Origin of the sequence: Asticcacaulis sp., from assembly GCF_035497195.1 — a bacterium.
GTDB lineage: Bacteria > Pseudomonadota > Alphaproteobacteria > Caulobacterales > Caulobacteraceae > Asticcacaulis.
Genome location: NZ_DATJDZ010000009.1, coordinates 90,913 through 108,779 on the forward strand (window position 1 = coordinate 90,913; position 17,867 = coordinate 108,779).

Sequence of the window (17,867 nt, forward strand, 5' to 3'; positions counted from 1 at the left end):
GGCCTGGTACGGTGACCAGGCCCTTTCACGAAGATGTTAAGCTATCCTATTTCTTTACCGTCACCGCCGCGCCGGAATAGGCCACCTCGCTATCGAAATCATCAAACGACGCCGAACTGGAGACGCCCGGCACGATAAAGCGCACGCGGAAGGTTCGGTTGGCGATCATGCCCTTATAGCTGCCGGTCCGCGCGCCGATGGTCAATTCGCCGGTCTTGTCATTATAGCTCAGCGGAATCCGGCTGAATTCGCCACGGGTATAGCCGTTGGTGACACCATCATCCTCATAAAAGCTGAACGTGCCATCAGCGCCGGTATAGACATTGAGCGTGATCGGCGCATCGGGCTTTTCATCGACATATTGCGTCACCGGACCAACCGGCACCACCGAGCCCGCCTTGACGAACAGCGGCATCTGAGTCACCGGCGCATTGACGGTCAGGCTCTGGCCACCCTTCAGCTTGCCACCTGTATAGAAATCATACCAGTCGGCGCCCGCCGGCAGGTAAACCGCGCGCGAACGGGCCTTGTACTCGTAGACCGGCGCCACCAGGAAGGCGTGACCGAACAGATACTCATCCTTGATATCCTTGACCTTAGGGTCGCGGAAATCCATCACCAGGCCGCGCATGATGGTGCCGGAATTATGATAGGTGTCCGAAGCCGTGGCGTAGATATAGGGCATCAGGCGGTAGCGCAGCTTATCGTACCAGATCATGTTGTCGCGCATGTCCGAGCCTTCCGGCGCGATCACGAAGATTTCGCGCTTCACGCCCTCGCCGTGCGAACGGAATAGCGGCGAGAAGGCGCCGAACTGGAACCAGCGCGTGTTCATTTCGCGCCATTCCTTCAGGTCCTCGGCCGTACCGGTGCCGCCCGATGCGCGGTTTTCCTGCAAGCCGCCGACATCCGTGCCCTGGAAGCGCGTTTCCTGCGCGTAGCCACCGATATCGTGCGTCCAGTTGGGGATGCCTGACATCGAGAAGTTCACGCCGGCGGCGATCTGATCGTAGAGATTGTTCCAGCGGCCCACCGTATCGCCCGACCAGACGGCCGCGGCATTGCGTTGCACACCGGCGAAGCCCGAACGGGTCAGGATGAACTGGCGGGTATCGGGCTGATCCTTCTTCAGGCCGTCATACATCGCCTTGGTGTTCATCAGCGCGTAAGGATTATGGACAATGGCGCCTGGTCCCATTTGTGTGGGCGTGATCAGCGCGGCGAATTCGGCCGGGCTGGTGTTGGAGCGCACGTCCGGTTCGGTATTATCCATCCACCAGGCGTCGAAGCCCTTCACGACCAGGGTGTCGTGAAGCTGCTTGTAGTACATGTCACGCGCGTCCTGATTATAGGGCGAATAGTGGCTGTTGAGATAGCCCTTGCCCACCCAGTCGCGCTGGCCTTCCTCGACATTCTTCGTCCACATATAGCCTTTCTTTTCAAAGGCCTTGTAGTTGTCGGTATTGGCGTAGAACTTGCCCCAGATTGAGATCATGATATGGGCGTTTTGCTTGTGCACCTCATCGACCATCTTCTGCGGATCGGGGAAGCGCTGGGGATCGAAGGTGTGCGAGCCCCACTGGTCTTCCGGCCAGTAGAACCAGTCCTGCACCATATTGTCGATCGGGATCTGCATGTCGCGGTAGGTCTTGAGTACACCCAGCAACTGATCCTGCGTCTCGTAGCGCTGGCGCGACTGCCAGAAGCCGTAGGCCCATTTCGGCATCAGCGGGGCCTGGCCGGTCAGGTGACGATAGCCGCCGATAACGCCATCCATGCTGTCCGACGCGATGAAATAGTAGTTGAGGCCTGTGCCGGCTTCTGACGAAAATTGCAGGGAGTGCGTATCGGCGGATGATTGCGGATTGTTATGGGTGATAGCGATCATGCCGCCCGAAGGCTGCCATTCGAGATGGAATTTCACCGGCTTGCCCTTGGTGAAATCCTGCTCGAAATTGTGATACCACGGGTTCCAGCCCTGACGCCACACGCTCAAGACCTTCTTGCCGTCGAGGGTCAGGTCGGCATAGTCGGACGAATACATCTGCATCTTGTGGACGCCGGAAATATCCGAGGTCATGGCGCCATCCCAGACAACCAGCACTTTTTTGCCTTGCGTCGCTTCCTTGGACAGCGCCGGATCGGTGGGCCAGTTGGCGGCGACATCGCTCAGATACTGATACTTGATGTCGCTCTCGACACGGGTCAGGATCAGCTTGCCATCGACATAGTATTTGGCGGTCAGGCCGGGCGTACCATCCTCGGCAGCCAGTTTCAGATCACGGCTGAACAGGGCGTAGGGCGTCGGATTGCCCCAGCGGGTGATCGAGTTATTGTCCCACAGGATGCCGTAATTCTGGTCCGACATAACGAACGGCACGGCGACGTCCATATTGTGTTGGGAGAGGAGCACGTCCTCGCCGTTCATGTCCATCTGGGCATTCTGGTGCTGACCGAGACCGTAAAGCCCCTCGGTCGTGCCGCGATTGAACTGGGCATGGCTCGTCACATAGGACTGGCCCTCGATGGTCACCGGCGCGATGGCGGCGGCGGTCTCGGTCAGGACCGGCTTGCCATCGGCATTGTAGAAGGTGACGAGGCCGGTCTCCAGCGAGACCACGGCCGAGGCTTTTGCAGCCTTGAGTGTCACGGCCTTCTTCGTTTCCGAAACCGTGAAATCACCACCGGGCGTGGCGATGGTCATCAGGGACGGCATTTGCTGGCGCGCCGGATCATCGGTGGCCAGCACATGGATGATCGAGTCGCTCATAACTTCGAGGCGGACTTCCTTGGCGGTACCCGTATCGGGCTTGACCACGATACCGGTGGCGGTTTTCTCGTAAGAACCGGCCAGAGCCGCGCCCGCCGACATGACGAGGGCAATGGCTGATACCGAGGCCCAGATTTTCGCTGCTTTCATCTTCTCACTCCCAGATTATCTTCTCCTCCCCTGCTTGCGGGGGAGGTGGCGAGCTTGTCTCGCCGGAGGGGGCTGCTGCCCTTACTTACTGTTCATAGGTAGCCAGGCGGACCTTCAATATCACCGGTTGCCCCGTGAAGTTCAGACCATAATCGGTCTGATCACCGTTCCATAGACGCTCAAAGACCCACTTGCCGTCCTCGAAATGGCCCTCCTCGACGCGATCCAGCAACATGCCCTTCTTGGCATTGGCTTCACCGGCGCCGAAGGTGATGCGCGCATTCAGGCCGGCCACCAGAAATTCATTATCGCTCAGCTTCGCCACAGCGATACCCCCGCTGGGAATTTCAGAGCCTTCCGGGAAGCCGTTCTTGTTCTCAGGGTCCCACTTGCGCAGGCCGAACTGCCATTCGCGGTAGCTGACCGTGGCGTTCCACTTCGCGCCGAGATCTAGCTTCTGATCCGAATGATCGTCCGGTTCGGAGACACCCCAGACCTGCGAGTCAAAGCTCAGCCTGGCCCATTCGCGGTCCATGCCGCCGAACAGCTTGTAGAGCGTGGCGAAGGGCTTGACCATCTCGATATCGGTCTTGGTCGTGCCCAGCGGATGATTGGAATAGCCGGTATAATCAAAGCCGAACGGATCGAAACCGATTCCCTGACGGCCCAGAGCCGAGAACAGGTAGCGCGCATAAACCGGCTTGTTGCCGCTTTCGGCGACATAGAGCGCGTTGTCGGGACGAGCGTAAAGCTCCAGCGTCTTCTCATAGGATTGCGAGGTCGGCGTATAGAGGTCGGGCGCCAGGAATTCGATATGCGGCGCCGCCGCCTTCCAGACATCGATGACGCTGTAGACCGGCCCGCCTGACGCATAGGAACCGGCCGGCTGGTCCGGGTTAAGCGGGTCTTTCAACGCGGCATTGACATAGGTGGGCAGCGGATAGACGGCATCGCCGGCCGCCACGATATCGTCGATATAGGTGGCGATCGACCAGGCATGGAAGTACTCGTCGGCATCCTTGCCGAAAACCGTGTTCCAGTCTCCCGCCTTCTTGTTGTATTTCTTGAGCAGGGCCGCCGGCACCGGTTTGGCCATCAGGGCATCGGCCTTTTTCGAATAGTCGCGCGCCGGACCATAGACGCCGACCTCATTTTCCGGCTGGAGCATGATGACCGTGTGCTGATCGCCGTCGATCGCCTTGAGATGCCTGACCAGTTCGACATAGGCCTTTTTGTCGGCGTCACGTGTCGATTCATAGAGCGGCGACAGGGCGTAGGAGGTTGTACCGTCCTTGTTCGTCAGGCGCGGGAAGCGTTTGTTATCCGTCTTGACCCAGGTGGGCGCATAGGACGGGCCGGTGTTCTTCCAGGTAGCGAACCACAGGATGACCAGCCGGACATTATTCTCGCGCGCCTGCGTCACCAGTGCATCGACGAAACTGAAATCGAACTTGCCCTCGACCGGTTCGATCTGCTCCCACGCCACCGGCATGGTCAGGGTATTGGCGTGCATATCCCTGATCGCCGGCCAGACCTTTGGCAGGGCGGCTTCGTAATTACTGGAATTGTTGGCCTGCCCGCCCAGGATCAGGAACGGCGCGCCATCGACCATCAGGGCGAACTTGCCGTCTTTCTGGACCAGTTCGGGCATCGGCCCCGCCGCCTGCGTCGGCATTGCGCCGGCCAGCATCAGCGCGCTGGATGATAGCGCTAACACAAAACGTGTCGACAAATGTTTCTTGAAGGTCTTGCCCATTGGTATCAGCTCCCATCAAACCGCTGCCCCGCTTATTACCGCAAAGTTTCACCTGCGAACGGACAGTCACATATAAAAACAGTCGTACAATAGTGGCCACCCTTCCGGCAAGCGTCAAATGACGAATCTGGTTTATAAATAGTATTTTATTCTATAAGCTTCCTAAGGCGAAGCGGCGAATCCCGGTTTTACAGAGATCGCACAACGCCTCAGGGACTATTAAAAGCCTACCAGAAAGAAACGTCATGCGCTCCGAACTCGGCGTCAGCCTCGCCTACGGCCTCCTCGCCTCCCTTGGCCAATCCATCGTCACCGGCGAATTCGAGAAGACCGGCTTCCCCACCGAAGCGGAACTCTGCGCCAAGTTCGGCGCCAGCCGCACCGTGATGCGTGAAGCGGTCAAGATGCTGTCGGCCAAGGGGCTGATCAGTTCGCGCCAGCGCCAGGGCACGCGCGTCGAGCCGGTCGATAACTGGAACCTGCTCGATCCGGACGTGCTGCGCTGGCTGATGGAGCGCCCCTATTCCAACAAGATTTTCCTCGAATTCGCCCAGATGCGCCTGGCCATCGAACCCGCCGCCGCCTCTCTCGCCGCCGAACTTCAGGACAAGCGCGCCATCGCCGGCATCCGCGAGGGCTTGCAGGCGATGATCGACCACGCCAACCAGCCGGACCTGGCTTTGCAGGCCGATATCGATTTTCACGTCGCCATATTGAAGGCGTCCGGCAATCCGTTCTTCTGGCGTCTCAAGCCGCTGGTCACCAATGCTCTGCACATGTCGATCCAACTCACCAATACGATCGCCGGGCATATGGCCGATATCCACGCTCACGAAGCGATCCTGATCGCCATCGAAAAAGGCGACGCCCCGATGGCGAAAAAGGCTTCCGAGGATATCTTGCTGGAATCGCTGAACTTTATCGAAAAAGCCCAGGCGGTTTAAAACGCGCCCCGTGATAAAAGCGCCTATGCACACCCCTTACGACGGTTCCCACAAGCTCTTCACCATCGGCGTCAAGCCGCTCGATCCAGCCGACTGGATCGATGTCGATGACCAATTGTTGGCTTATCTCGACGAAAAGGACCGGCTGGCTGAGCGCGCCTTTGACAGGATATTTGTCGCCGAACCGGGCACCGAAATGGCGCAGGCCGAGGTGCTGACCCTGCTAACCGATTATTTGCCTGAGCGCTTTCCCGATATCTACCGGCGCATCGGGCCGCAGATCGATATCGTGCCCGCTTTTCGGCGCGTCAGGCTGGATACGCTCTACCCGCCCCTGCTGATCGCCGGCGGGCTGGTGCAGGAAGACCTTGTGCTGATGCGGCGCAGCGAGACTGGCTGGCGGCTGGTGGCGGGGCACCTGTGCTTCCCATCGTCCTGGCGGCTGCATGAGAAGTTCGGCAAGGCGCTTCAGGAAATTCACACGCCGGTGCCGGATTTCGGCCGCGACACGCGCAACGCCACCATCATCGAGCGCATGTTTGACAATCTGCGCCCGGAACAGCCGATCATCCGCTGGAACTGGTCACTGCACGCCGACGATGCCCTGCACCATCCCCATTCCACAAAGCAATGGCGATTCGGTGACGAAAAGATCGACAGCTTCTACTTCCGGCTGGAACGCCAGACTCTGCGCAAGCTGGCCGTTAGCGGCGATATTCTCTTCACTATTCGTATTTATCTCGATCCGCTGGCAGCGATGGAACAGCAGCCCAACGCCGCCGAACTGGCGCAGGCATTGATCAGCCAGTTACAGGCCTATACGCCGCAACAACTCGATTACAAGGGTCTGACGCTCGAACGGGACCGTCTGATCGCGCGGCTGGAAGAGATCGCGGGCGCTTGAGCCGCATTGTCCGCTTACAAAAAGCCATGATAGCGTCGCGTAAATCTGTGCGAGGACCTCATGACAAAGATCGCCTGGCCTGTTGTGTTGCTGATCGCCCTGGCCGCCTGCCATCAGCCAACACCGGCGGAAAAGGCCGCATCCGCCTTTGCTGTCACCCCGCTGCAACCGGCAGATGGCGCCGACCTGACCGGCTGCATCACCCGGATCGCCCGCGCCGGCACGACCGACGGCTCACGCATCTTTATCGAGGATTCCCTGCAAGGCGGCGCCAAGGGCTATATCCGCATCAACGGCCATCCGGCGAAAGTCACCATGAGCACGGGCGGGTCGGACAGTATCCATAGCGTCCGCAGCTTTGTCGACGCGTCGGGGAAGCTGTCGGTAGTTGAATCCTATAATATCAGCGAGGCGAAAACCGGCCAAAATATCCGTCCCCTGACGGGCCAGTTGATCGTCACCTGGAAGGGCGGCACCCAGACCATTCCGATAGGCGGCGCCAGGGCCTGTATCGATGCGCCTTAGGCGGGGACAGGCGCACCGTCTTCATCGCTTGAATCAGCTTTGGAATGGCGTACCGGGCGCAGTCGCCCGACACGCAAACGAACGGCCCCGGCAAATCGTCGGACCTGTATAGATAGCCGGCGCACAACAATAATGATCCGCGCCGCGAATTGCCTGATCCGCAGTTTCGACGTCAGTACCGCCAGCGCGGCGGCAATTTCGATATAGGCGGTCAGGTCACCGGCGGCGATCAGGGCGATCTCAGCCGGAAAGGCTGCTGAGCAGAGGGTAACGACAATCGCAACGGCGATAAGCGCAAATACCTTTAGCGGACTGAGGTTGTTCAGCCATTGCGCCGGCGCATCGACAAAATGGCGTTTGGCGAAACGCCCTGTCGGCGTTTCCGGAAACATCAGCGCGAACAGTATCGCCGCCAGTGCCAATATCAGAACCATATCCGCCTCCCGTTTGCATAAAGCTGGGGTGGCAAAGAGTTATTTCAACCCGTGATGTGAGTAAAGATTGAGACGCCCCTCCGTCGCGGACTTCGCCGCGTCACCCCACGGGCGGCCCCGCTCCCCATTTGAGAAATGGGGAGGAGATTTTAGGCCGCGAGTTGTGCTTTTACGCGCTCGGCAAGGGTTTTAATGTCGAGCGGCTTGGGCAAGAAGGAGATGTTCTGTTCGGCTTCCAGCAGGTCGGAGAATTCCGACTCGGCATAGCCCGAAATGAACATTACCGGCACATTGCCCAGAATCGGCCGCGCCAGTTTCAACATCGAAGGCCCGTCCATGCCCGGCATGATGACGTCCGAGATCAGCAGGTCGAAGCGGCCGTTTTCGGCTTCGATGATGGCCAAAGCCTCCTCGCCATCCTCGGCTTCAAGCACCTCATAGCCGCGCTGACGCAGCAGGTGCGCCGCGATGCCGCGCACGATCTGCTCGTCCTCGACAAACAGGATACGGCCAACGCCTGAGAGATCCTTTGGCACCGGCTTGACCACCTCCGCCTTCGGCGTCGCCAGTTCCTTCTCGGTCTCGATCCACACCGGCAGGAAGATGCGGAAGGTCGCGCCCTTGCCCGGTGGCGAGACGATCTGGATATGACCGCCGGCCTGCGCAACGATTCCGTGGACGGTTGAGAGGCCGAGGCCTGTCCCCTCGCCGAGCGGTTTGGTGGTGAAAAACGGCTCGAACACCTGGGCCAGAATTTCCGGCGGGATGCCGGGGCCGGTGTCCGACACCTCGATCAGCGCTGCGCCCTGCGCCGGGGCTTCCGGCCAGCCGTAATCCTTGGCTTCGTCCTGTGTCATGCTGGCGGCGCGGATATTGACCTTGCCGCCGCCCTGGGCGCGCATGGCGTCGCGCGCATTGACCACCAGGTTCATCATGACCATCTCCATCTGCCCCTTGTCGACATGGACATTGGGCAGATTACGGCCATAGGCGGTTTCCAGCTTGACGTCCTCGCGCACCAGACGGCGCAGCAGAACCTCAGCCTCGGAGACCATTTCGCCGACATTGAGCGTGACGCGCTTGACCGTCTGCTTGCGGGCGAAGGCCAGCAGGTTGCGCACCAGGTCCTCGGCGCGGGCGATGATCTGGCGGATACCGTTCAGATCATCATAGGATGGATCGCCGAGGGGATGATTGACCAGCAGTTGATCATTACGGAACTTGAACCCGGTCAGCAGGTTGTTGAAATCGTGCGCCATGCCGCCAGCCACCTGTCCGATGGCCTGCATCTTCTGTGACTGGACAAGAGTCTGTTCCAGCTTCTTCTGCTCGGACACATCGAACAGATAGAGGCTGTAGCCGCCGGAGACCTGACTGACATAGATTTGCAGGGCGCGTTCGGACTTGACATTGAGGCTGATATCGAACGGGCCGCTCTTGCTGGTGGCCAGTTTTTCGGCCAGCGCCGCCCGCGAATTTTCGGTGACCAGATCGCCGAAAACCGCGCCGGTCAGCTTATCAGGCGCCTGCTCGGTCAGGGCGGCGAAAACGGTATTGAAATCGGTGACGCGCGCAGCGAACAGATCGCCTCCCGCCACCAGAGCTGCCCCGAAGGGTGCGGCTTCGGCGAAGGCGTCCATGATCGCTTCCGGCAGATCCGCCTTGAGAGGCTCAGGCTCATTCGGCAGAAACGCAGCATCCTGCACGGCCGGTGGGTTTTCATGTTTCAGCATCAGGCCATTGCCGAGCACGCCCTGCGAAGCGGCCCGCACCAGCACCAGGTCTTCGCCGAGGCGCGACACCACCATTTCGTAATCGAAGCCGCCAAGTCGGACCAGCGCGCGGCCGATCCCCTGCGCCCTGGCTTCACGCAGCGCCACGAAAAGCGCCGGCGCGTGTTCGCCCTGCGGCAGGCGCTTTGTGCCGTCACCCGCGTCACTCCAGGCGGTATTGACCGCCAGCACATGGCCGTCAAAAGCCGCCACCGCCGCCGGTTCGCTGAGGGACCTGACGATATCGGACGCCTTGAACCCTTCGGCGCCGAGGATATCGGCCTCGGCGGAAAAGGCGAACATGCCCATGAACACCACCCCGGCCACGGCGGCGATCAGGATGCCGATCACGATCCCGGCCGGCAGCCGCCCTGCCACCAGCCACACCGCGATACAGGCGCAAACCACGACAACCGCCACGATACCGATCGTCCACGGACTGGCGATCCCGCGCAGCCGCTCGATCAGCGGGTTGGCGGTTTTTACCGGTGCGGATACCGGCGTGGCAATCTGAGCTGCGGGCAAGGGAACAACCTTTTCGATACGGAATGCGGCGGCCGGGACGCTCAACGCCCAAGCGAATCACCGTCACATACTAGACCATTTTGTGTCAGGCGCGCATGTCTAACGAAAACCAGGCAGGGCAAGGGCAAGCACCCACCGCCGTCGATGCGGCGTTTATGCTAAAATGCACTCTTTTTCTTCGACATGATAAAGCTGATCAGCTTGGCGACCGCGGCGAAATGCTGCTCAGGAATAACCTCATCGATCTCCATGCTGGCGAACAGGGCGCGGGCCAGCGGCGGGTCTTCGACGATCGGCACATTATGCTTGCCGGCTTCCTCACGGATTTTCAGCGCCACGGCGTCCATGCCCTTGGCGACGCAGACCGGCGCGGCCATTTCGTTCATCTCGTAGTGCAGGGCGACGGCATAGTGGGTCGGATTCGTTACCACCACGGTGGCGTTCCTGACGTTCGACATCATGCGCCGGCGGCCTTTTTCCATGCGCAACTGGCGCAGCTTCGCCTTGATGTGCGGGTCGCCTTCGGTCTGCTTGTATTCTTCCTTTTGCTCCTGTTTCGACATCTTCATGCGTTGCAGGAAGCGGTATTTTTGCAGGGCGTAGTCGGCCACGCCCCCGACGAACAGGAAGATGCAGACGGCGATGGCCAGGGCAATGACCGCCTCATGGACATAGGGCAGGATGAGCAGCGGCGATGCGGCGGCCAGGGCCAGAATGTCAGTCAGGCGGTTCTTGATGACCAGCCAGACGATGAAACCGGTAATGGTCAGCTTGAGCAGGGTCTTGCCGAAGGTGATGAGCGCATCGACGCCGAACAGCTTCTTGAAACCTTTCATCGGATCGAGCTTGCTGAAATCCGGCGCCAGTTTCGATGGCGTGAACATCAGCCCAGTCTGCATGACATTGCCCAAAATGCCCAGCGCCATCGACGCCCCCATGACCATTAACAATATGGGGATGATATCCATGACCACGGCGTGAGCAATGCCAATGCCGCCATCGCCTTCGAGTGAACCCAGAAGCTGCTCCGGATGCGCCAGGAAGGGCAGCAGGTCGCCGGTCAGGGTCTGGCAGAGTTCAGGTCCCTTGATAGCCACAATCGCGCAGGCGCCGATCAGCGACAGGGCTTGCGGCAGGTCGCCGGACTTGGCGACATCGCCCTTTTCCTGCGCCTGCTGGAGTTTCCGTCCGGAGGCCGCTTCTGTTTTATCTTCGCCTTCGGATTCCTCAGCCAACGCGGCCTCCCATGAGGAATATGCCCAGGAATTGCTGATAGTGGTCGATGAAAACCATGCCCATCGTGCCGAGCGACAGGGCCATCAGGGACAGCCCGAACAGGACGCTCAAGGGCGTGGCGGCAAAGAAGATCGGAAAGCTGGGCATCATACGTCCGATAAACCCGGTAGCGATATTGAAGACCAAAGCGAAAACAACCACCGGCGCCGAAAGCTGCAAGGCCAGCACGAAGCTTTCGCTCAATGTCCGGACCATCAGGGCGCCGGCGTCGCCGATCATGACGTTTTTAGTGGGCGAAAATATCTGGTAGGAATCGACCATGGCGCGGATGAACAGGTGGTGGGTATTGGTCACCCAGATCATCACCAGCCCGAAAATGGCGAGGAAAGCGCCGAGGCTGGTGCTCGATTGCGCTTCGGTCGGATTGGCTGTCTGGGCGAAAGATAGCGTGGTTTGCAGCGACAGGATTTCGCCCGTCGTCACCAGGGTAAACAGCAGGACGCGCATCAGGCTGCCGAGCATAAGCCCGACGATCGTCTCGTGCAGGACGATGCCGGTCAGTCCGCCGAGCGTCGGCGGCATGGCCGGGATAAATGGCCCGACAATCGGCGTGATCATCATGGCCAGCAGCAGGGCGAAGCACAGACGCAGGCGCGGCGGCACGGCCGGATCGCCCAGCCCCGGAATCAGCATGACGATGCTGGCGAGACGAATAAAGATCAGCCCCACAACCCACAACTGCGCCGATGTGCCGAAAAAAGAGGCAAAATCGTCGCCTCCCGTATCCGACAAGCTGGAACGCAACTGTACGACCTGGAGCAGGAGCATCACATCGTCGCAATTTTATTGATAATTTCGTGCATGAAACTGGCGAGCAGAGATCCCATCAGGGGCAGCAGCAGCAGCAAGGCCAGGAAAACGGCGATAATCTTGGGGGCGTAGATAAGCGTGGCTTCCTGAATTTGTGTCAGGGCCTGAAACAGGCCGATCGCCACCCCGACCACCAGGCCGACCAGCAAAATCGGCGTACATAGCTGAATGGTCAGCCAGATGGCGTCGCGCCCGACACCCAGAACCTCGGCACCCGTCATTTACGTCATATCCGTCAAGAAATTACACCAAAACCCGGCAATATTTGCCGCCTGAACGGTTAATTTGCTCTTAACCTATGATGAGATTCTCACTGCACATAAAGCCCGGAAATTGCCGTTAAATTATCGCGGCATTAACTATGGTTAAACCCCGTTGAGGCAAGTTAACGGACGATGAGTCGAGACCGTAAAACGCCTGTGCCGAATGCCGATGCCATCGGCAGCGCGCCCGCCCCTGAGCGGACGCTTGATCGTGCGCGCGTTTTGCTCGACAAATCGCAGCCGGCCCGGAAGCCTTTTTCGCTGAATAACGCCCTGCGCACCACCGCCATCGTCGCCGCCACGGTCTCGATGGGAATGGCGACCCTGGCGCTGGGCGACACCATAGCTCCGCCGCAGGTGGCCCCGCGTTCCGATATCGATATCCGCGTCGGGCGCAACAAGTCCTCCGGCCGCATCGAAATCTACGGCGCCATCGGCAGCCGCGCTTCGGTCCGCCGTGAAAAGGGACAGGTGGTTATCCGCCTGCCCGGCCAGAAGAAGCCGGACCTCGGCGATATCCGCGCCAATCCGCCGGTCGGCATCAAGGGCGTCGATCTCAAATCCGATGCCCGCGCCAACGAACTGTGGTTAAGCGTCACCGACGGCTTCGAAACCCGTTTTGGCCGCGCCGATGGCGCTGTCTTCGTCCAGATCGACCCCACCGCCGCTAATACCCAAAGCAGCAACACGCCTGACGACGGCAAAAAAGACGGCGATATCCGCGTTAATATGCAGGACGTCATCAAGCGTGAGGCGAACAAGTCCGCCAACCTGAACGATACGCGCCTCAACCGCGCCGCCAATGTGCCGGTTGTGGCGGCGGAGGTCGAAAGCGTCGATGGCGGCAAGGATATCACCTTCCCCTTTGCCGGCCCTGTCGCCACCGCCGTCTTCCGCCGCGGCGAATCGGTGTGGATCGTCTTCGATTCCGAGGTCGATTTGCGCTTCCCGGCGGAATTCAAGGACGGCGCCATCGTTCAGGACGCTCAATGGACGCGTAATGACGGCTTCACCGCCCTGCGCCTCAAGGCCCCGACCATCGGCGCGCTGTCGGTCATCAATGACGGGCTGGTCTGGCGGGTGCGGCTGGGCGGCAAACCGCTGGAAAACAAGGCCGCCGAAGTCAGCGTCATCCGCGATGACAGCACCGGCGTGCCCGGCCTCAACATCACCCTGGCCGGCGCCACCCGCGTCGCCTGGATTCGAGATCCGAATGTCGGCGACCGCATGGCGGTGATACCGGCGCGAGGGCCTGTGAAGAACCTGACCGCCGCGCGCACCACCCTCGAAGCCACCCTGGCGTCGACAGCGCAGGGCGCGGCGATCGTGCATATGACGCCCGACGTCAAGGTGGCGGCCGAGGGCGACCTGATCCTGGTGTCGCGTCCCAAGGGCCTGACGCTTTCGACCATCAATCCCAATGCGTCGCCGAATGATCCGACCCTGGCCTATAAGAACGCCCTTTACCCCGGCCTGATGAATCCTGACTGGTCGGCGTCGCCGGCCGAGGGTTTCCTGCCCCGCTACAACGCGCTCCAGGCCGCCGCCGCCGATGAAGGCAGCCTTGGCCCCGCCGCCAGCACCAAGGCGCGGCTGGCCCTGGCGCGGTTCCTTGTCGGTCAGAATCTCACCTTCGAGGCCCAGGGCGTGCTCGACCTGATGATCAAGGAAAGTCCGCGCGCCCAGGACAATCCGCAGGTGCGCGGCCTGCGCGTCGTCGCCCGCCTGTTGTCGGACCGCTATGCCGACGCGGTGGGTGACCTGTCCTCCTCGCAACTTATCAATGACCCGGCTTCGCGCCTGTGGGCCGGATACGCCGGAATGCAGGCCGGGCACCATGCCGATGCGGTCAAGGATTTCAAATTCGGCCTCAGGGCGCTCGATCAGTTTCCGCCGGAATGGCGCACGAAAATCGGGGCGGCCTATGCCTATTCCGCCCTGCAACAAAACGACCTGACCACGGCGGAAGCCATGATCGGCTATGCCCTGGCCCAGGCCGTCACACCGCTGCAAAAGCTGCACGCCTATCTGATCGACGCTCAGATTATCGAGGCCCAGGGCGACAAACCACGTGCGCTCAAGGTCTATCAGGCGGTGGCGCGCGCAACGGATGACAGCATCGCCGCGCCGGCCACCATGCGTGCCGCCATGCTGAGTTACGACCTTGGGAAGGCGACCTCGGCCCAGACCCTGGCCGCGCTCGATTCCCTGCGTTTCCGCTGGCGTGGCGATGATACCGAGATGAAGCTGATCAATAATATGGGCAGCCTCTATCTTAGCCAGGGCCGCTACCGCGAAGCGCTGATCGTGCTGAAAAGCGGCGGCCAGTCCTTCATGGGCGATCCGCAATCGGTGCAGATTCAGACCACGCTCAACCAGGCCTTCCGCGGCCTGTTTCTTGGCGGCATGGCCGATGGCCTCCAGCCGGTCGAGGCGCTCGGCCTGTTCAACGATTTCAAGGAACTGACCCCGATCGGTCCCGACGGTGATGAGATGGTGCGCCGGATCGTGCGTCGCCTTGTCGATGTCGACCTGCTCGACCAGGCCGCCGATCTGCTGGAATATCAGGTCAGCCACCGCCTCGATGGCGTCGCCAAATCCTCGGTCGCCGCTGATCTGGCCGCCATCTACCTGATGGATCACGATCCGCAGAAGGCGCTTCAGGCACTGTGGAATACGCGCACCACCCTGCTGCCGAAATCGGTCATGGCCGAGCGCCGGGTGCTGGAGGCGCGCGCCCTCAACGAACTGAACGCGCCCGACAAGGCGCTGGATGTGCTGGGCAATGACAATTCGCCCGATGCCCAGGATATTCGCGCCGACATTTTCTGGAACCGGCAGGATTACGCCCATGCCGGCGCCATTCTCGAAAAGCGCCTCGGCGACCGCTGGAAGAGCGACGCGCCACTGGCCCTGGCCGACGAGGGCCGCCTGTTGCGCGCCGCCATCGCCTACAGCCTGCAAAAAGACCAGCCGTCGCTGACGCGCCTGTCAACGCGCTACGGCAAGTTCTCGGAAACCGCGTCATCATCGGACGCCATCCGCGTGGCGCTGGCCCCGCTGGATGGCGGCAGCCTGAGCGCCCGGGATTTCGCCGCCTCGACCGCGGCGACCGACAGCTTCACCGGCTGGGTGACGAGTATGAAAAAGAAGTTCCGTGAAAAAGACGACGCCGCCGCGAAGGCCGCCGCCAATACGCCGAAGCCGAAAACAGCTTAGAGTAACAAAGTCACATCGGCGTGATCAATGTCGTGTTTCGCTTTAAACAATTCAGACCTATATGTAGTATGTACGGGTTCCCAAGTTTTCGGGAATTGATCCAAATGAAGGAAAATGATCGTTAGTTAAGTCAGGCATAGCCGCAAGTTTAATGCGCGGCCATTCGTCGAAATCTCGGCACCAGCCCATATTTGCTCTTACGCGATCAAGCCCTCCCCGAAACTAAGACTATAGTCACTCTCTCACTTGAGAGCGCGCATACACTTGTTCTTTTTATCTTTGTCTCAACACATGAAAGGTCGGGGGACCTGAGCCGCGTTCGTTTGGCCGCAGCCCTTGAAACGAAAAACATGAATATGAATAATCTCCGTAATGGCGTTGCCATCCCTGCCAAATGGAAGGTGCTGATACCCGCCGGGGCGATTGCCGCCCTTTTGCTGCTGTCGCTGGTTTCCTGCGGCCAGACGATCCAGCCGGGTAATGTCGGCGTCAAGATCCGCACGCTCGGCCCCAATGCAGGCGTTGACAAGACGCCCCTGTCTTCCGGCTGGCATCTGAACCTGCCAGGCGAGCGCATTGCCGAATTTCCCGTGATCCAGCGCACCTATACCTATACGCGCGAAGCCGATGCGCGCGGGCCGGAAAATGAGGAAGTCACCTTCTCGGACAATAACGCCCTGCCGATGACCGCGGATGTCCAGTTGGTGATGCGTATCGATCCCTCCAAGGCGCCGTCGCTGTACACGCGCTATCGCCTGTCCTTTGATCAGTTGTTCGAAGGCCCAATCCGCAACGATGTCCGCTCGGCCATCGCGGCGGAAACCGAGCTGGTCAGTGTCGAATTCCTTTATCGCGGCGGCCGCCAGCAGATCATTCAAAAGGCTTTGGCGCGGGTCAGCCGCAAGTGGGAACCGCAAGGCGTCAATGTCAGTCAGCTCGACTGGATCGGCACCATCCGCTACCCGCAGGTGATCCTCGATTCGATCCAGATGAAGACCAAGGCCGACGCCGATGCCTCCGCCGCGCAGGCGCAGGTCGCCGTCTCCAAGGCCCAGGCCGATGCCCTGATCGAACAGGCGCGCGGTCAGGCCGAGGCCAACCGTCTGCTGGCGCAGTCGATCGCCTCTTCACCGGAAGTGGTGCAACTGCGCGCCATCGAAAAGTGGGACGGCAAGTTGCCGACGACGACTGGCGGCGCGGTGCCCTTTATCGACATTAACAAACGCTAAAATGGAAGGGAGGCTCCGTTTACTTAAAATGGGGCCTCCTTTTTTTTTTATATTTACCCGCTGCCCGCCACCGGATGGAAGCTCTGCACCAGCGAGCCAGCGACCAGATGCCAGCCATCGACCAGCACGAAAAAAATCAGCTTGAACGGCAGCGAAATGACCACCGGCGGCAGCATCATCATGCCCATCGACATCAGCACCGACGCCACGACCAGATCGATCACCAGAAACGGCACGAACAGCATGAATCCGATCTCAAACGCCTTTTTCAGCTCGGAAATCATGAACGCCGGCGTCACCACGCGCACCGGCAGATCCATCTTGTCGGCCGGCATTTCCAGCTTTGACAGGCTGACGAACAGGCCGAGGTCTTTCACATCGACCTGGGCCAGCATGAAGGCTTTTACGGGTTGGCTGGCGGCGTCGAAGGCCTGCGGCAGTTCCATTTCCTGATCCATCAAAGGCCTGATGCCCTGGCTGTAGGCCGCCTCGTAAGTCGGGGCCATAACGATAGCCGAGAGAAACAACGCCAGTGAAATGATCACCGCATTGGGCGGACTCTGCTGAAGACCAAGCGCGGTCCGTAGCAGGGACAGCACCACCACGATGCGAATGAACGAGGTGGTCATGATAACGATCGACGGCGCCAGAGACAGCACCGTCATCAGGCCAATCAACTGCACCACACGGGCGCTGAGCGATCCGCCCTTGCCGAGATCGACGTTCACCGATTGCGCCAGTGCGCCATACGGCATGATCATCATGGTGAAGCCGAGAATGAACACCAACAGGACGATGAAATTCATCATCCTGGGGCTTAAAGGCTTGCGAACCTTTGGTTCGACCTCAGCGGTACGCGCGTCAGAACAGGTCATCATTGGGGTCCACAGATGCGGCTCTTGACGCAGGTTGAATATCGGATTGTACGGGGCGACTCTCACCGGGCGCATCCAGTTCGCGGCCTTCGCCGAGCAGGATCAGGCGTTCCGCATTATCGAGCCGCACCAGCACCAGCCGGCGGGCCGGATCAAGCACCAGGGTCTCAATCACCTGCAAGCGCTTCGCCCCACGCTGCGCCTGCATCTTCGCCATCAGCGCCGGCGCATAACGGCGCAGCACATAGGCCAGGCCGAGGATCAGCCCGATAACGATGGACAGGCCGAAAAAGGCCCGCAGGATTTCTACCAGACTCATCTGTTCCTTCTGCGCTCACCGAAGTTAACGCGCTGTTTACTTAAAGTCTTCGTTAACCAAAAGGTGGGCATAATTT

At 60.1% G+C, this 17,867-nt stretch carries 14 protein-coding genes; 5 read left to right on the top strand and 9 right to left on the bottom strand.

Annotated elements, in window-relative coordinates; genetic code table 11:
- Nucleotides 1–46 precede the first annotated feature (46 nt).
- Nucleotides 47–2,920 (bottom strand): TIM-barrel domain-containing protein, encoded by a 2,874-nt coding sequence (locus VL130_RS02580; protein ID WP_325360839.1) that lies wholly within the window; start codon nucleotides 2,918–2,920, stop codon nucleotides 47–49.
- 85 nt (nucleotides 2,921–3,005) lie between these two features.
- On the bottom strand, nucleotides 3,006–4,610 hold the full coding sequence (locus VL130_RS02585; RefSeq protein ID WP_325360841.1) for a DUF5597 domain-containing protein: 1,605 nt from the start codon (nucleotides 4,608–4,610) through the stop codon (nucleotides 3,006–3,008).
- Between the two features lie 311 nt (nucleotides 4,611–4,921).
- On the opposite strand from VL130_RS02585, the gene VL130_RS02590 reads away from it, so the two are divergent.
- From VL130_RS02590 to VL130_RS02600, 3 genes are read left to right on the top strand one after another with little or no spacing between them, the layout of a single operon-like run.
- Nucleotides 4,922–5,620, top strand: coding sequence for a FadR/GntR family transcriptional regulator (locus VL130_RS02590; protein ID WP_325360843.1), 699 nt, complete (start codon nucleotides 4,922–4,924; stop codon nucleotides 5,618–5,620).
- Between the two features lie 25 nt (nucleotides 5,621–5,645).
- Nucleotides 5,646–6,524: a DUF3445 domain-containing protein gene (locus tag VL130_RS02595; protein ID WP_325360844.1), complete on the top strand. Its 879-nt coding sequence runs from the start codon at nucleotides 5,646–5,648 to the stop codon at nucleotides 6,522–6,524.
- A gap of 60 nt (nucleotides 6,525–6,584) precedes the next feature.
- The gene (locus VL130_RS02600) at nucleotides 6,585–7,049 is read left to right on the top strand and encodes a hypothetical protein (protein ID WP_325360846.1); all 465 of its coding nucleotides are present in this window, start codon (nucleotides 6,585–6,587) and stop codon (nucleotides 7,047–7,049) included.
- Here VL130_RS02600 and VL130_RS02605 read toward each other — a convergent pair.
- The 5 genes from VL130_RS02605 to fliQ all read right to left on the bottom strand — a co-directional run bounded on the left by VL130_RS02605 (nucleotide 7,046) and on the right by fliQ (nucleotide 12,107).
- On the bottom strand, nucleotides 7,046–7,483 hold the full coding sequence (locus VL130_RS02605; RefSeq protein WP_325360849.1) for a hypothetical protein: 438 nt from the start codon (nucleotides 7,481–7,483) through the stop codon (nucleotides 7,046–7,048). The two genes, VL130_RS02600 and VL130_RS02605, sit on opposite strands and share 4 nt — an antisense overlap.
- Nucleotides 7,484–7,632: 149 nt before the next feature.
- A complete protein-coding gene (cckA, locus tag VL130_RS02610; protein WP_325360851.1) occupies nucleotides 7,633–9,780 on the bottom strand; it encodes a cell cycle histidine kinase CckA in 2,148 nt (715 codons plus the stop codon).
- A gap of 158 nt (nucleotides 9,781–9,938) precedes the next feature.
- On the bottom strand, nucleotides 9,939–11,015 hold the full coding sequence (gene flhB, locus VL130_RS02615; protein ID WP_325360853.1) for a flagellar biosynthesis protein FlhB: 1,077 nt from the start codon (nucleotides 11,013–11,015) through the stop codon (nucleotides 9,939–9,941).
- A complete protein-coding gene (gene fliR, locus VL130_RS02620) occupies nucleotides 11,008–11,844 on the bottom strand; it encodes a flagellar biosynthetic protein FliR (protein ID WP_325360855.1) in 837 nt (278 codons plus the stop codon). Before fliR ends, flhB begins: the two co-directional genes overlap by 8 nt.
- On the bottom strand, nucleotides 11,844–12,107 hold the full coding sequence (gene fliQ, locus VL130_RS02625; protein ID WP_325360858.1) for a flagellar biosynthesis protein FliQ: 264 nt from the start codon (nucleotides 12,105–12,107) through the stop codon (nucleotides 11,844–11,846). Before fliQ ends, fliR begins: the two co-directional genes overlap by 1 nt.
- A gap of 174 nt (nucleotides 12,108–12,281) precedes the next feature.
- Here fliQ and VL130_RS02630 point away from each other — a divergent pair, with 174 nt between their 5' ends.
- A complete protein-coding gene (locus VL130_RS02630) occupies nucleotides 12,282–15,368 on the top strand; it encodes a tetratricopeptide repeat protein (RefSeq protein WP_325360860.1) in 3,087 nt (1,028 codons plus the stop codon).
- A 356-nt stretch (nucleotides 15,369–15,724) separates the two neighbouring features.
- A complete protein-coding gene (locus tag VL130_RS02635; protein WP_325360863.1) occupies nucleotides 15,725–16,597 on the top strand; it encodes an SPFH domain-containing protein in 873 nt (290 codons plus the stop codon).
- 53 nt (nucleotides 16,598–16,650) lie between these two features.
- On the opposite strand, the gene fliP is transcribed toward VL130_RS02635, so the two are convergent.
- Complete coding sequence (gene fliP / locus VL130_RS02640; protein ID WP_325361107.1) at nucleotides 16,651–17,406, bottom strand: flagellar type III secretion system pore protein FliP; 756 nt, start codon at nucleotides 17,404–17,406, stop codon at nucleotides 16,651–16,653.
- A gap of 52 nt (nucleotides 17,407–17,458) precedes the next feature.
- The gene (locus tag VL130_RS02645) at nucleotides 17,459–17,791 is read right to left on the bottom strand and encodes a FliO/MopB family protein (protein ID WP_325360864.1); all 333 of its coding nucleotides are present in this window, start codon (nucleotides 17,789–17,791) and stop codon (nucleotides 17,459–17,461) included.
- Nucleotides 17,792–17,867: the final 76 nt, after the last annotated feature.

Bases quoted from the DNA above. Each gene is read 5' to 3' on its own strand.
- VL130_RS02580 (WP_325360839.1), bottom strand. From the start codon at position 2,920: ATGAAAGCAGCGAAAATCTGGGCCTCGGTATCAGCCATTGCCCTCGTC.
- VL130_RS02585 (WP_325360841.1), bottom strand. From the start codon at position 4,610: ATGCTGGCCGGCGCAATGCCGACGCAGGCGGCGGGGCCGATGCCCGAA.
- VL130_RS02590 (WP_325360843.1), top strand. From the start codon at position 4,922: ATGCGCTCCGAACTCGGCGTCAGCCTCGCCTACGGCCTCCTCGCCTCC.
- VL130_RS02595 (WP_325360844.1), top strand. From the start codon at position 5,646: ATGCACACCCCTTACGACGGTTCCCACAAGCTCTTCACCATCGGCGTC.
- VL130_RS02600 (WP_325360846.1), top strand. From the start codon at position 6,585: ATGACAAAGATCGCCTGGCCTGTTGTGTTGCTGATCGCCCTGGCCGCC.
- VL130_RS02605 (WP_325360849.1), bottom strand. From the start codon at position 7,483: ATGGTTCTGATATTGGCACTGGCGGCGATACTGTTCGCGCTGATGTTT.
- fliR (WP_325360855.1), bottom strand. From the start codon at position 11,844: ATGCTCCTGCTCCAGGTCGTACAGTTGCGTTCCAGCTTGTCGGATACG.
- fliQ (WP_325360858.1), bottom strand. From the start codon at position 12,107: ATGACGGGTGCCGAGGTTCTGGGTGTCGGGCGCGACGCCATCTGGCTG.
- VL130_RS02630 (WP_325360860.1), top strand. From the start codon at position 12,282: ATGAGTCGAGACCGTAAAACGCCTGTGCCGAATGCCGATGCCATCGGC.
- VL130_RS02635 (WP_325360863.1), top strand. From the start codon at position 15,725: ATGAATAATCTCCGTAATGGCGTTGCCATCCCTGCCAAATGGAAGGTG.
- fliP (WP_325361107.1), bottom strand. From the start codon at position 17,406: ATGATGAATTTCATCGTCCTGTTGGTGTTCATTCTCGGCTTCACCATG.
- VL130_RS02645 (WP_325360864.1), bottom strand. From the start codon at position 17,791: ATGAGTCTGGTAGAAATCCTGCGGGCCTTTTTCGGCCTGTCCATCGTT.